We start from the raw sequence: 13,360 nt of genomic DNA, 5'->3' as shown, positions 1-13,360 counted from the left end.
GTTATGAACACGATGATCGCGACAGAAGGGATGGGCGAATTCTCTGCGTTCAAAACTGTTCTGAGGTCCCTGCCAACAATTGCGGGAGCCTTGACGCCCACGGTTGTGCATGTGACATGTCAGCCTGATGGCGCGGTTAAGGGTATAGCCAAGGCATGCGAACCTTTACTACGGCAGGCTTATGCGAGGAAGGTTGACCTGTTCGTTCTCGTTATTGACCGCGAGCAGCAAACAACGAAGCCGGGCGAGCTGGCCGCCACGCTGAAGACCGAACTCGATCGTGTCTCTCCTGGGTCCTTTCGGATCGAAGTTGTCTACAAAGATCGAACCTTTGAGAACTGGCTCATCGCTGACCTCGACGCCCTCAGGAGACAGCCGGCTCGCTACGATGTCTCTGACGCATTGATCAGGCGCGTTGAGCCGGATAAGGCAGACAGTGTCAAGGCCCTCGATCTACTAAAGAGGGCAGCTAAGGGCAGGCAGTACGACAAGATTGATGACGGCAAGAAAATCGCAACGCGGATTGACCCATTGGCCACGGCGCGCAATAGCCGGAGCTTTCGGCATCTGCTCCATATTCTTGGACACGTCGACTACCTGGACCAATGCAGGCGGGCTACCGCGGCGTCGTCCACGTAACGGTTCGCACGGCCCGCAACCTACTGTCGATGTCGGATGAGCGGCGTCCCCGACATGGTCTTCCAGTTCCGATGACGTCGAGTGGCAGAGAGTTCTCAGCTGGATGCGCTGACGGGTGGTGGGAGATGATGGGGCTCTGGGGCATTTCCCAGTTCTCGCGGACCGGCGGTTAGGCTGGCGTCATGGATATCCGCGTCGCTGCATATGCCATCATCGTCGACGAACGGGGCATGCTGCTCTCCCACTGGAACGAGAGCGGACACAGCGGATGGACGCTCCCGGGCGGCGGGATCGACCCCGGCGAGGACCCGGCCGACGCGGCGGTCCGCGAGGTGTTCGAGGAAACCGGCTACCACGCCGAGCTCGACGACCTGATCGGCGTCGACTCGCAGGTCGTGCCGGCGGAGCGCCGGCTCAGCACGACGGCCACCGGCCCGCTCCACACGCTGCGCATCGTCTACCGGGCGCACCTCACCGGCGGCACCCTGACCTACGAGGCCGACGGCAGCACCGACTACGCCGCGTGGTACCCGCTCGAGGAGGTCGGCTCACTCGACCGTGTCAGCCTGGTCGACGTCGGACGACGCTTCGCCGGCCTCATCTGAGCACAGCCGTCACAACACGAAGCCCCTCCCCGGTCGGAACCGGCGAGGGGCTGCGTCGTGCGATGCGGGATCAGGAAGCGGCAGGCTCCTCGTCGGAGACCCACAGCTCGTCGTCTGCGCGGAACGTCTGCCAGACGGCGTAGGCGACACCGGCAGCGGCGAGGACGCCGAGGCCGATCGCGATGACGGTACCGGCGCTCGCGCCCTTCTTGGCGGGCAGCACCTGCTCGGGGACGTGAAGGCGGCGGAGGGCTGCCTGCACGCGGGTGTCCTTGGCGATGTCGCCGATGCTCAGCACCGTGCCGACGACGCCACCGACTGCGGGGACGACGCCATCCGAGATGCCCTTCTTCACGCCGTCGACGGCGTTGCGGGAGACCTTGATCCCCCGGTCGACCGTCGGGACGACGCGGTGCTCATAGGTGTCGCGCACGACGGGGACCACCTGCTCCTTCGAGAAGTTCCCGAGCTGGCGGCTCACCTCACGAGCGACTTCGTTGGCGTGGTTCAGGACATCCTGCTGGGAGTCCCAGAGGTCGGCAGCGGAACCCTTGAGCTTCTTGAGCTCTTTCCGGCGCTTGCGTGACAGGCTCATGTGGTCATCTCCAATGATCGCGGCAACAACGTAACCTCCATCTTGCCACTTAGACCCCTGGATACCATCCGAGAGTCCCGAACCCTTGTGCAAGAATTGGGAGTATGTCAAAGCACACCGCAGTCGCCACGTTGCACACCAACCACGGTGAGATCAAGGTCAACCTCTTCGGGGACCACGCTCCCAAGACGGTCAAGAACTTCACCGACCTGGCGACCGGCGGGCGCGAGTGGACGGACTCGAAGACGGGCCAGACGCGGAACGACGCGCTGTACAGCGACCTCATCTTCCACCGCATCATCCCCGCGTTCATGATCCAGGGCGGCGACCCGCTCGGAACCGGCACCGGTGGTCCGGGTTACAACTTCGACGACGAGATCCACCCGGAGCTCAACTTCGACGAGCCCTACATCCTCGCCATGGCGAACGCCGGCAAGCGCCGCAACGCCATCACGGGCGCCGTCGAGGGCACGAACGGCTCGCAGTTCTTCATCACCACTGTTCCCACTCAGTGGCTCCAGGGCAAGCACACCATCTTCGGTGAGGTCGCCGACGCCGAGTCCCGCGCGGTCGTCGATGCGATCCAGGCCGTCCCGACCGGTGCCGGCGACAAGCCGATCGAGCCCGTCGTCCTCGAGAGCGTCACCATCTCCGAGGCCTAGACCCCGCTCGGAGGACAGACCGTGACCCTGCCCCGGGATCCGTCGGCCAACTTCTGCTATCGCCACCCCGACCGACAGAGCTTCGTGCTCTGCCAGCGTTGCGGCCGGACGATCTGTGGAGAGTGCCAGACGCCCGGGGCAGTCGGTTTCATCTGTCCGGAGGACATGAAGGCGCAACGACAGAGCGCCCCTCGCAACCGCCTCGGCGCGAGGATCAGCAACTCCTCCCCCATCGTCACGTACGCGATCATCGCCGTGACGGCATTCGTGTTCCTGCTGCAGTGGATACCCGGGCTCGGCGTCACGAACGCGCTGCTCTATGCCGGCGTGTACTCCGATCCGTCGTACGGTGCCTTCCAGCCCTGGCGGATGCTGACCGCCGTGTTCGTGCACTCGCAGGGCTTCATCTTCCACATCCTGCTGAACATGTACACGCTCTGGATCTTCGGCCGGATCCTCGAGACCATGCTCGGTCACTGGCGGTTCCTCGCCCTCTACCTGGTCGCCGGGTTCGCCGGTTCGGTCGGTGTCCTGTTCCTCGCCGACCCGACGACGGCCGTGGTCGGCGCCTCGGGCGCGATCTTCGGTCTGCTCGGCGCGTTCCTCGTCATCCAACGACGCATGGGTGCCGACACCCGCGGGCTGCTGGTGCTCCTGGGCATCAACCTCGTCATCGGTTTCATCCCCGGCGTGAACATCGCCTGGCAGGCCCACCTGGGCGGGCTCGTCGGCGGAGCCCTCGTCGGCCTCATCCTCGTCAACACCCGTAAGCGCTCCCAGCAGCCGCTCCAGGCGGTTCTGATCGGCGCCTTGAGCGTCGTCCTCGTGGGAGCCAGCCTGCTGCCCGCCCTGCTCTGAACGGGACCGCACTCCGACAGGCTCAGTGACCGGGTTCGGCTCAGAGACCGGGTGTGGCCCCGGTGACCGGGGTCGGCTCAGTGACCGGGTACCGCCGGGTGACCAGCGTCGACCAGTCGGCGCCCGGCGGCGAGCCACAACCGTGCAGCAGACGTTGAAGGTTGCGCGAGTTATCCACAGAGTTATGAACACTGGGGATAATTACACCGGTGTTGTTCCCCGTGTTTCCGGGAGTCTCTGATGTTCTCCACACCGGTATGTGGATAACTCGGAAGTTCTCCACATTCCTGTGGAGAACTCGCGTCACTGGATCCCGAGTACAACGAAACAGCGGGCCGTCCGAGAGGACGACCCGCTGTGCACGCGTGAAGTGAGGGAGGCTAGCGCCACCTGGTGGTCATGAGGAAGCCGATGAAGGCGATGCCGAAGCCGACGAGGATGTTCCACGGGCCGAGCGACTGAATCGGGAGCAGCGTGCCGCTCAGGTAGTAGACGACGATCCAGGCGAGGCCGAGGAGCATGAAGCCGAACATGACCGGCTTGAACCAGACCGCGTTCGGTGCGGGCTCGCCGCTCGTCTGCTCGGGTTCGCGGGACGGTTTGCTTCGTGACTTCGTGCGTGCCATGCCGACATTCTACCTGTTCACCCCAATCGGTGCCTTGGGATCAGCCGATCCGGAGCTCTTCTCGGTAGAATCCATGCGTGACCGACGACCTACCCTCGCGAGCGAGCGCACGCGCCGCTGAGCGCAGAGCGCCGTCGAAGCACCGCATCAGCGTCTTCGGGGTCGCCGGCGAGTTGCTCATCACAGCTGGCATGGTCGTCCTGCTGTTCCTCGCCTGGCAGCTCTGGTGGAACGACATGATCATGGCCGGCAGCCAGGCGAACGCGGCATCGAGCCAGTCGCAGGAGTGGATCAAGAACGCCGAGACCGCTCCCGCACCCGAACCGACCGTCGACGCCAGCGGCACGCCGAACTACGGTGAACCGCCCGTGACCGCTCGCCCCGCGCCGGGCGACCCGTTCGCGGTGCTCTACGTGCCGCGATACGGCGCCGACTACCGCCGGGTGGTCGCCGAGGGTGTCGACACCGCGACCGTCCTCAACAGTTTCGACCTCGGCGTCGGTCACTACCCGAGCACCCAGATGCCCGGAGAGGTCGGCAACTTCGTGGTCGCCGGTCACCGCAAGGCCTACGGCGGCGCGATGACCCTGATCAGCGACCTGCAGATCGGCGACAAGGTCTACGTCCAGACGGCGGACGGCTACTACACCTACGTGTTCCGGAACATCACCTACGTGCTGCCCACGCAGGTGGACGTCCTCAACCCCGTCCCGCAGGTGGACGGCGTCGCACCGACACAGCGCATCCTCACCCTGACCACCTGCAACCCGCTCTATTCGACGGCGGAACGCAGTATCGCTTACGCGGTGTACGAGTCCTGGCAGCCGCTGTCCGCCGGGCCGCCCGCCGAGATCGCCGCGTCCGTCGCGGCCGCTGGAGGCTGACGATGTACGGCGCACTCTGGAGGGTCCTGCCCGGACCCGTCTGGCTGAGGATCATCATCCTCGTCGTCCTCTTCGTGGCGGTCGTGGCCGCGCTCTTCACCTGGGTGTTCCCCTACGTGGACTCGTTCATCGTCGATCAGAATGTGACCGTCGGCGACGAATGACCCGCGTCCTGGTCATCGACAACTACGACAGCTTCGTCTACACGCTGAACGGGTACGTCGAACAACTGGGTGCAGAGACCGTCGTCGTCCAGAACGACGGCGTAGCACTCGACGACCTCGAGCAGCGGATCCGTGGGTTCGACGGCGTACTCGTCTCACCCGGACCAGGTCGACCCTCTGACGCCGGGATCTCGCTGGCCACCGTGAACGCGGCGTACCGCACCGGGACACCACTCCTCGGTGTGTGCCTCGGCCACCAGGCGATCGCGGAGGCGTTCGGAGCGACCGTGCAGACCGCCGACGAGCTGATGCACGGGCGGAGTTCGATCGTGGAACACGACGGCAGTGTCCTCTACCGGGGCATCCCGCAGCTGTTCAACGCCACGAGGTATCACTCGCTCGCCGTCGTCGACGGCACCGTGCCCGAGGAGCTCGTCGTGACGAGCCGGACGACCGGCGGCGTCATCATGGGGCTCCGCCACCGTCACGCCCCCATCCACGGCGTGCAGTTCCATCCGGAGTCGGTGCTCTCCGAGGGCGGCTATCAGCTCCTGGCCAACTGGCTTGAGACGACCGGGCTCAGCGGCGCGCATGAGCGGGCACGGGGGCTCAGTCCGCTCGTGACCCCGTAGGCCCTTCGACAGGCTCAGGGACCAGCGCCGCCCGCGGACCGGTGCAGCCTACGGACCGGTGCAGTAGGTGAGTGTGATGACGGACTTCTGCGGGATGTCGCCTGGTGCGGGCGACATGGCCGTGACCGGGTCGCCGGCGACAGCCTTGCACGTCGCGTCGGCCTGCGGCTGCACGGTGAACTGCCTCGTCGCGTCCTGGAGGTAGTTCGTCGCGTCGAGGAGCGGCTGCCCGACGACGTCCGTCAGCGTGACGTTCCCGCTGGAGACGACGAGGTTCACCGTGGACCCCTGGTCGACGGAGGTACCCGCCTCGGGATCCATCCGCAACACGACACCTGCCGGCACAGTCGGTGAGTTCTCGCGAGTCACGGAGCCTTGTGTGAGGCCGGCAGCGGCGACCGCGGCCCACGCGGCCTCGGAGGACTGGTTGATGACGTCGGGAACCTCGACCTGAGCTCGACCGGTCGACACGTAGACCTTGATCTGTGTGTTCTTCGTGACCGTGGTTCCGCCTGGCGGATCCGTTCGGATGACGTGCCCGGCATCGTAGTCGCTGCTCGCTTCGTCGAACTTGGTCGGGACGAGTTCGAGCTGCTCGATCGTGCTGTTCGCGCTCTCCCACGTGGCATCGACGAGATCCGGCACTTCTCGGGAGTCCGTGGAGATACTCGTCGCGGGCGGGAGCTGGACCACCCAGAACACGAGGGAGAAGAGGATGACGGCGATTCCGGCGATAGCAGCCCAGATCCACACGACAGGCGGGCGGCGCTGGGTACGCGTGACGGTGTCGTCCGAGGTGAGCTGACGGATCGCCTGCTCGGTACTGGAGGCCGCGGTCGGTGATGGGCCGAACAGTGAATCGTGGTCATCGCGTCGGACCGGCACATGGCCGGCTCCGGCTTCGTCGAGGTCCTCACGGAACTCGACGGCGCTCTGATACCGCTCGAAGCGATCCTTCGCGAGGGCTCGGAGGACGACCTGATCGAGTGCCGGCGACACCTTCGGGTTGATCGAGCTCGGCTTCACCGGGCGCTCGCTCACGTGCTGGTACGCGACGGCGACGGCGGTGTCGCCGCGGAAGGGCGCCTTGCCCGTCAGCATCTCGAAGAGGACGACGCCGGTCGAGTAGAGGTCGGTCCGTGCGTCGACCGTCTCGCCCTTGGCCTGCTCGGGAGAGAAGTATGCGGCGGTGCCGAGGATGGCGGTCGTCTGGGCGACTGTCGTGGACGAATCCGAGACGGCGCGCGCGATACCGAAGTCGGTGACTTTGACGTCGCCGGCCGTGGTGATCATGACGTTTCCCGGCTTGATGTCGCGGTGCACGACGCCGGCTCGGTGGGAGTACTCCAGCGCGGTGAGGATGCTGTGCGCGATGCGCACCGCCTCGTCGGACTCGACGGGACCCTCGGCGATGAGGTCCTTGAGCATGCGCCCTTCGACGTACTCCATGACGATGAAGGGCTCGATGAGGTCGTGACCGGAGCCGTCCTTGACCCGCTCCTCGCCGGCGTCGTACACGCGGACGATCGTCGGGTGCGCCATCCGCGAGGCGGCCTGTGCCTCCTGACGGAAGCGGGAGCGGAACGCGGGGTCGGTGGCGAGTGTGGACTTGAGGACCTTGATGGCGACGGTGCGACCGAGCTTGGTGTCCACGCCACGGAAGACGTTGGACATGCCCCCGCGACCGATGAGGTCGCCGACGACGTATCGACCTGCGAGCAGGCGTTGATCGTCAGCCACGTACCACCCCTGAATTCGCTTGGAGGACAAACACTAACAGCTTACCCGGGCACCCTTCGTGTGCTCTCAGGGATGCCCCTGAGAGCACACGACGAGATGTGACTACTCGGTAGCCTTGACCACGTCGATCGGCGTCGATGCCGGTGATGCCGCCGACGTGCCGGTGCTGCACCGGACCGCGTAGGACACGGTCAGCTGACCGGCGGCGTCGACCGTGATCGTGCCGCTCGTCGTGTTGGCGTCGAACTGACCCGATGCGTTGTTCTGGAAGAAACCGCCGCCGACCGTCACGGTGTAGCCGAGGAAGTCCGTGCCGGTCGGACAGGCGTTCTGCACGGTAGCCCAGTCGACGGCGATGGTCGTCGACGTCGCGTCCTTCGGGATCTCGAGCTGACCGGCGTCGTTCAACTTGGACTGATCGACCTTCGGCGCTTCCGTGGGTGGATCGATGACGGCGATCTCGCCGTACACGGTGAGGGTGATGGCTGAACCCGTCTTCACGTTACCCGTCGGGTTGACGTCGTAGACCGTGTCGACCTGCTCCGGCGACGTCGCTGGGTTGCCGACGTTCTTCGACACGCTGAAGTTGTACGGCGCCGCACTGAAGATGGCGTTGAGCTCTTCGAAGGACCGTCCCTGGAGATCGCTCAGGTTGATCGGGAACACCGTGGGCACCGGCGTGGGCGTCGGGGTCGGGGTCTTCGACGGGGTCGGCGAGGCCGAGGTCGATGTCGCCGACGGCGTCTTGCCCCCTGCGTCGTTGCCCTGGTTCGCGAACACGGCGATCAGCGAACCGACCAGCACGATGACGAGCAGGGCGACGAGACCGATGAGCGGCCAGGTCCACTTGCTGCGCTGCTTCTTCTCGCCCTCGCCCTCGACGTCGTCCTCGAGCTGGTCCGCCTCGGCGGCGGACAGCAACTGCGTCGTCGCGTCGTCGGCTGCGGGCATCCGGCGGGTCTGGTCCATCACGGTGGTCGCGGCGTCGCCGGCCCCACCGAGGATCATCGGCACGGCTGCGGCCGCGGCGTTGAGATCGCCCCGACGGAGCGCCTGGGCGGCGCGCGCGACGTGGGCGGACGATGCCGGACGGTCGACCGGGTTCTTCGCGATCATCGACATGACGAACCGGCGGACCGGCTCGGCGATCGTGACGGGGAGCTCCGGCGGCTGCTCGTTGATCTGCGCCATCGCGATGGCGACCTGCGACTCGCCCGTGAACGGACGGCGTCCGGCGAGGCACTCGTACGCGACGATGCCGAGCGAGTAGATGTCCGTCGACGGTGAGGCGGGGTGCCCGCTCGCCTGCTCGGGCGAGAGGTACTGCACGGTGCCCATGACCTGACCGGTAGCCGTGAGCGGCACCTGGTCGGCGATGCGGGCGATGCCGAAGTCGGTGATCTTGACGCGGCCGTCCGGCGTGATGAGCAGGTTGCCCGGCTTGATGTCACGGTGGACGAGGCCCGCGGCGTGTGCGGCCTGGAGTGCCGACGAGGTCTGCGCGACGATGTCGAGCACCTTGTCGGTGGGCAGGACACGCTCGCGCTCGAGCACGGTGGACAGGGCCTCACCGGGCACGAGTTCCATGACGAGGAACGCGCTGCCGTCCTCCTCGCCGTAGTCGAAGACGTTGGCGATGCCCTCGTGGTTCACGAGTGCGGCGTGCCGCGCTTCGGCACGGAACCGCTCGAGGAACCCGGGGTCCCCCATGTACTCGTCCTTGAGGATCTTGATGGCGATGGTCCGGCCGATGACCAGGTCAGTGGCCTGCCACACCTCGCCCATGCCACCGATCGCAATGCGAGATTGCAGTTCGTAGCGACCTCCGAAGGTCAGCCCGGCTGTCGGTCTCATTTGTTCAGCACCGCCTCTAGTACTTTCTTCGCGATCGGCGCGGCCACGAGGTTGCCGTAACCGTCCTGTCCGAGTCCACCGCCATCTTCAACAACGACCGCCACGGCGACCTTCGGGTCGTCCGCAGGCGCGAAACCGGTGAACCACAGCGTGTACGGATCGTCGGAACCGTTCTGCGCAGTGCCTGTCTTTCCAGCCACATCGACCCCATCTATTCTTGCATTAGTCGCAGCACCGCTCTGGACGCCCTGGACCATGATGTCCGTGATCTCCTTGGCCACCGAACTCGAGATCGGCTGCGACAGCTGCGCCGGTTCGAACTCCTTGAGGACGCTCAGATCGGGGTTCACGACGCGGTTCACCAGCTGCGGGTTGCAGACGATGCCACCGTTCGCGATGCCGGCCGAGACCATGGCCATCTGGAGTGCCGAGGCCCGCACGGTGTACTGCCCGAAGGCGGCCATCGCGGTCTGGTCGTCGCTCAGCGCGTTCGGGAAGGTGCTCGGCTGCATCGGCATGGGGTTGAGTCCCGTCCCGGTGATGTTGACGTCCATGTTGAAGCCGAAGCTCTGCGCCATGTCACGGATCTTCTCGTAGCCGAGCTCGACGCCGAGTTCCGCGAGCGGGATGTTGCAGCTGAGCTCGACGGCCGTCGCGATGGACACCGTCGCCCCGCCGCCGCAGCTTCCACCTTCGGAGTTGCGGATGACGGTGCTCGTCCCGGGGAGCGTGTAGGTGGACGGGTTGGGGAACTCCGACTCCGGCGTGTAATCGCCCGACGCGAACGCCGCGGCCGCCGTGACGAGCTTGAACGTGGAACCGGGCGGATCGAGGTCGCCGTCGACGCCCTTGTTGAGGAGCGGCTGGCGGTCGTCGTCGTCGAGGGTCCGGTAGGCGTCGAGCACCGCCGCGTTGTCGTGGCTGGCCAGGACGTTCGGATCGTAGCCGGGGCTCGACACCGAGGCGAGGATCTTGCCCGTCTTCGGTTCGATGGCGACGATCGCGCCCTCCTGGTCGCCGAGCGCGTCGAAGGCGGCCTGCTGAACGACGGGGTCGAGGGTGACCTCCACCGCCGCGCCCTTCGGCGCCTGTCCGGAGATGAGCCGGTTGATGGAGTCGAGGAACTGCGAGTTCGAGGTACCGCTGAGGAGGTCGTTCGTCGCGAGTTCGAGACCGGACGAGCCCTGGGTGGGCGAGAAGTAACCGGTGACGGGCGCGTACAGCGGGCCGTTCGCGTAGACGCGCTGGTACTTGTACTCGTCGTCACTCGCGACGGACGAGGCGATGGCGGTTCCGTCCGTGAGCAGGATGGGACCCCGCTCCGTCCGGTAGCTGTCGTAGAGCGTCCGGGTGTTGCGACCGTCCGCGTTGAGGGTGTCGGCCTGGAACATCTGGATGATCGTGGTCGACCCGAAGAGCGCCAGGAACATCGCCAGGACGACGATGCCCACCCGCTTGAGTTCGCGGTTCATGAGACCACCGCCTTGGGTTGGGTTCGGACCGTGTCGGAGATGCGGAGCAGGACGGCGATGATGATCCAGTTCGCGACGAGCGAGGACCCGCCGGCCGCCAAGAAGGGCGTGGTGAGCCCCGTGAGCGGGATGATGCGGGTCACGCCGCCGACGACGACGAAGACCTGCAGCGCGACGGTGAACGCCAGGCCGACCGAGAGGAGCTTGCCGAAGTCGTCGGTACCGGCGTAGCCGACCCGGAAGCCCCGCGAGACGAGCAGCAGGTAGAGCGCGAAGATCGCGAAGAGACCGGCGAGACCGAGCTCCTCACCGAGGCTGGCGATGATGTAGTCGCTCTGCGGGACGGGGGTGATCTCGGGCATGCCCTGGCCGAGCCCGGTGCCGAGCAGTCCGCCGTGGGCGAGGCCGAAGATGCCCTGCACGAGCTGGTAGCTGCCGCCGTCGCGGTCGAAGACCTCCGGGTTGAAGGCGTCCCACCAGTTGTGGAAACGGCCGGCGACGTAGGAGAGGGTCTGACCGGCGATGAACGCACCGGCGAAGAACATCGTCAGGCCGATGATGATCCAGCTGGCACGGCTCGTCGCGACGTACAGCATCACGAGGAACATGCCGAAGTAGAGCAGACCGGTTCCGAGGTCGCGCTGGAAGACGATCACGCCCATCGCCATCGCCCACACCACGAGGATCGGGCCGAGGTCGCGCAGGCGGGGGAACTGGATCCCGAGGAACTTCTTGCCGACCATCGAGAGGCTGTCGCGCGTGCGCACGAGATAACCGGCGAAGAAGACCGCGAGAGCGATCTTCGCGATCTCACCGGGCTGGAAGGTGACCGCGTCGCCGATGCCGATCCAGACGCGGGCGCCGTTGACCTCGCGACCGATGCCCGGCAGCAGGGGCAGCAGGAGCAGGACGAAGGCGAAGAGGCCGGCGATGTACGTGTACTTGAAGAGGACGCGGTGGTTGCGGATGATCAGGACCACGGCGATGGCTCCGGCGATCGCGATCGCACTCCACACCATCTGTCGGACCGCGGCGCTCGCCCAACCGGAGTCGCCGAGGGCGATGTCGATCCGGTAGATCTCGGCGATGCCGACGCCGCCGAGCACGGTGGCGATCGGCAGCAGGAAGGGGTCGGCCTCCGCCGCGGTGTAGCGCAGCACGATGTGGAAGGCGAGGACCAGGAGCGACAGGCCCGAGCCGAAGGTGATCAGAGCGAAATCGAGGTGTCCGAGCGCGCCCAGCTGCACGAGCATGACCGCGACCGCGTTGATGGCGAACGCGAAGATGAGGAGCGCGAGCTCGAGGTTGCGGAGCTTCTTCGGCAGCCGGAGTCGGCGCATCGTCTTGATGACGCCGGTGTCGGCTTGGATGGGGGCAGCGACGTCACTGGTCATCGGTCACCCGCAGACGTTTCACGATGTCGAGGGCCTCGGTGAAGGAGGAGGCGCTGATGGTCTGGTCCACGGCCTGGCGATCGAAATCGGAGAGCGAGCCGAGCGGGATGCCGGTGTCCTCCTTGACGCTCGACAGCTGGATGGGGCCGATGTCCTGCTGGATGCCCTGGTAGATGACGACGGTGTCGTCGTCGCCGCCGACGAAGTAGCGGGTCTGGGTCCAGGCGTACCCGAGCACGACCCCGCCGACGATCGCGACGATGACCACGATGAGGCCGACGAGCCAGGTGATGCGCCGCCGTCTCGCACGACGCTCGTCCTCTTCGATGAGCTCGTCGAGGTAGTCCTCGGAGGCGGGCTCGAAGTGGGAGTTGCCGAGCGAGGTGACCCGACCGGGATGCAGCCAGCTGTTGGGGATGAGCGAGGGCTTCTTCACCGACGGGGTGAGCGCGAAGGCAACGGGCTTCGAGGCCGAACCGACGACGACGGGCTCGCCGTCACCCACCGGCTCGTCGACGATGTCGACGACCACGACGGTGACGTTGTCCGGTGCACCGCGGTCCAGGCTCTGCCGGACGAGCTTCTCGGCAGTGCGCTGCGCGGACAGCTTCTCGGTGAGGGTCGCGGTGATGTGCGTCTCGTCGACCACGCCCGAGAGACCGTCCGAGCAGAGGATCCAGCGGTCACCCGGTTGCGTCCCGAGCGTCATCGTGTCGATCTCGGGGGAGGCGTCGACGTCGCCGAGGACGCGCATCAGCACCGATCGGCGGGGATGGACCATCGCTTCCTCGGCCGTGATCCGGCCGGAGTCCACGAGGCGCTGGACGAACGTGTGGTCGACCGTGATCTGGCTGAGCTCGCCCTCACGGAAGAGGTAGATCCGGGAGTCACCGATGTGGGCGATGGCGACCTCGTTGCCGATGACCGCGAGCGCGGAGACCGTGGTGCCCATGCCCGTCAGCTCGCGGTGCTTCGAGACCGTGTCGCCCAGGATGGAGTTCGCCGCGAGGATCGCGGACTGGAGCGTCGCCTCCGCGGCTTCGGACGACGGGTACGGCTCGTCGGCTTCGATGATCCGGTTGAGTGCCATCGCCGAGGCGACGTCACCGCCGGCGTGGCCGCCCATGCCGTCGGCGACGACGAACAGGTGGTGCCCGGAGTAGCCGGAATCCTGGTTGTTTGAGCGCACTTTACCCACGTGGGAGAGCGCTGCGCCGGCGCCGCTGGTCGTCACC

Annotated in this window: 14 protein-coding genes; 7 read left to right on the top strand and 7 right to left on the bottom strand. The window is 66.3% G+C overall.

Going from position 1 to position 13,360, the window contains the following annotated elements; genetic code table 11:
* Positions 1 to 3: 3 nt before the first annotated feature.
* Both A4X17_RS02265 and A4X17_RS02260 read left to right on the top strand, forming a co-directional pair.
* Positions 4 to 639: a DUF4276 family protein gene (locus A4X17_RS02265; protein ID WP_064294031.1), complete on the top strand. Its 636-nt coding sequence runs from the start codon at positions 4 to 6 to the stop codon at positions 637 to 639.
* A 182-nt stretch (positions 640 to 821) separates the two neighbouring features.
* Positions 822 to 1,244 (top strand): NUDIX hydrolase, encoded by a 423-nt coding sequence (locus A4X17_RS02260; protein WP_064294030.1) that lies wholly within the window; start codon positions 822 to 824, stop codon positions 1,242 to 1,244.
* A gap of 70 nt (positions 1,245 to 1,314) precedes the next feature.
* Here the strand turns inward: A4X17_RS02260 and A4X17_RS02255 are convergent, their stop codons facing one another.
* A complete protein-coding gene (locus A4X17_RS02255) occupies positions 1,315 to 1,839 on the bottom strand; it encodes a hypothetical protein (protein ID WP_064294029.1) in 525 nt (174 codons plus the stop codon).
* Between the two features lie 104 nt (positions 1,840 to 1,943).
* Between A4X17_RS02255 and A4X17_RS02250 the strand changes: the two genes are divergently transcribed.
* Together A4X17_RS02250 and A4X17_RS02245 are read left to right on the top strand one after the other, a co-directional pair.
* A complete protein-coding gene (locus A4X17_RS02250) occupies positions 1,944 to 2,501 on the top strand; it encodes a peptidylprolyl isomerase (protein WP_064294028.1) in 558 nt (185 codons plus the stop codon).
* 165 nt (positions 2,502 to 2,666) lie between these two features.
* Positions 2,667 to 3,359, top strand: coding sequence for a rhomboid family intramembrane serine protease (locus tag A4X17_RS02245; protein ID WP_231884268.1), 693 nt, complete (start codon positions 2,667 to 2,669; stop codon positions 3,357 to 3,359).
* Positions 3,360 to 3,739: 380 nt separating this feature from the next.
* Here A4X17_RS02245 and A4X17_RS02240 read toward each other — a convergent pair whose 3' ends face one another.
* Positions 3,740 to 3,985 (bottom strand): cell division protein CrgA, encoded by a 246-nt coding sequence (locus A4X17_RS02240; RefSeq protein ID WP_064294026.1) that lies wholly within the window; start codon positions 3,983 to 3,985, stop codon positions 3,740 to 3,742.
* 77 nt (positions 3,986 to 4,062) lie between these two features.
* On the opposite strand from A4X17_RS02240, the gene A4X17_RS02235 reads away from it, so the two are divergent.
* Genes A4X17_RS02235 through A4X17_RS02230 form a run of 3 tightly spaced genes read left to right on the top strand, consistent with a single transcriptional unit; the run spans position 4,063 to position 5,665 of the window.
* Positions 4,063 to 4,869, top strand: coding sequence for a class E sortase (locus tag A4X17_RS02235; protein WP_139205471.1), 807 nt, complete (start codon positions 4,063 to 4,065; stop codon positions 4,867 to 4,869).
* Between the two features lie 2 nt (positions 4,870 to 4,871).
* Positions 4,872 to 5,033: a hypothetical protein gene (locus A4X17_RS19380; RefSeq protein ID WP_162852296.1), complete on the top strand. Its 162-nt coding sequence runs from the start codon at positions 4,872 to 4,874 to the stop codon at positions 5,031 to 5,033.
* Positions 5,030 to 5,665: an aminodeoxychorismate/anthranilate synthase component II gene (locus A4X17_RS02230; protein WP_064294025.1), complete on the top strand. Its 636-nt coding sequence runs from the start codon at positions 5,030 to 5,032 to the stop codon at positions 5,663 to 5,665. Before A4X17_RS19380 ends, A4X17_RS02230 begins: the two co-directional genes overlap by 4 nt.
* 48 nt (positions 5,666 to 5,713) lie before the next feature.
* On the opposite strand, the gene pknB is transcribed toward A4X17_RS02230, so the two are convergent.
* The 5 genes from pknB to A4X17_RS02205 form a co-directional block, all read right to left on the bottom strand.
* The gene (pknB, locus tag A4X17_RS02225; RefSeq protein ID WP_064294024.1) at positions 5,714 to 7,405 is read right to left on the bottom strand and encodes a Stk1 family PASTA domain-containing Ser/Thr kinase; all 1,692 of its coding nucleotides are present in this window, start codon (positions 7,403 to 7,405) and stop codon (positions 5,714 to 5,716) included.
* A gap of 102 nt (positions 7,406 to 7,507) precedes the next feature.
* Positions 7,508 to 9,259, bottom strand: coding sequence for a serine/threonine-protein kinase (locus A4X17_RS02220; protein WP_064294023.1), 1,752 nt, complete (start codon positions 9,257 to 9,259; stop codon positions 7,508 to 7,510).
* Positions 9,256 to 10,731 (bottom strand): penicillin-binding protein 2, encoded by a 1,476-nt coding sequence (locus tag A4X17_RS02215; protein ID WP_064294022.1) that lies wholly within the window; start codon positions 10,729 to 10,731, stop codon positions 9,256 to 9,258. The genes A4X17_RS02220 and A4X17_RS02215 overlap by 4 nt, the downstream gene beginning before the upstream one ends.
* Positions 10,728 to 12,125, bottom strand: a complete 1,398-nt coding sequence (locus tag A4X17_RS02210; protein WP_064294021.1) for an FtsW/RodA/SpoVE family cell cycle protein — start codon at positions 12,123 to 12,125, stop codon at positions 10,728 to 10,730. Before A4X17_RS02210 ends, A4X17_RS02215 begins: the two co-directional genes overlap by 4 nt.
* Positions 12,115 to 13,359 carry a Stp1/IreP family PP2C-type Ser/Thr phosphatase gene (locus A4X17_RS02205; RefSeq protein ID WP_064294020.1) on the bottom strand — a complete coding sequence of 415 codons (1,245 nt, stop codon included), beginning with the start codon at positions 13,357 to 13,359 and terminating at the stop codon, positions 12,115 to 12,117. The genes A4X17_RS02210 and A4X17_RS02205 overlap by 11 nt, the downstream gene beginning before the upstream one ends.
* Between the last annotated feature and the right edge of the window lies 1 nt (position 13,360).

The organism is Plantibacter sp. H53 (assembly GCF_001650455.1).
GTDB classification, from domain to species: Bacteria; Actinomycetota; Actinomycetes; order Actinomycetales; family Microbacteriaceae; genus Plantibacter; species Plantibacter flavus_A.
The sequence above is the reverse complement of the archived record's forward strand: the minus strand, read 5'-3'. Positions and strand labels throughout refer to the sequence as shown.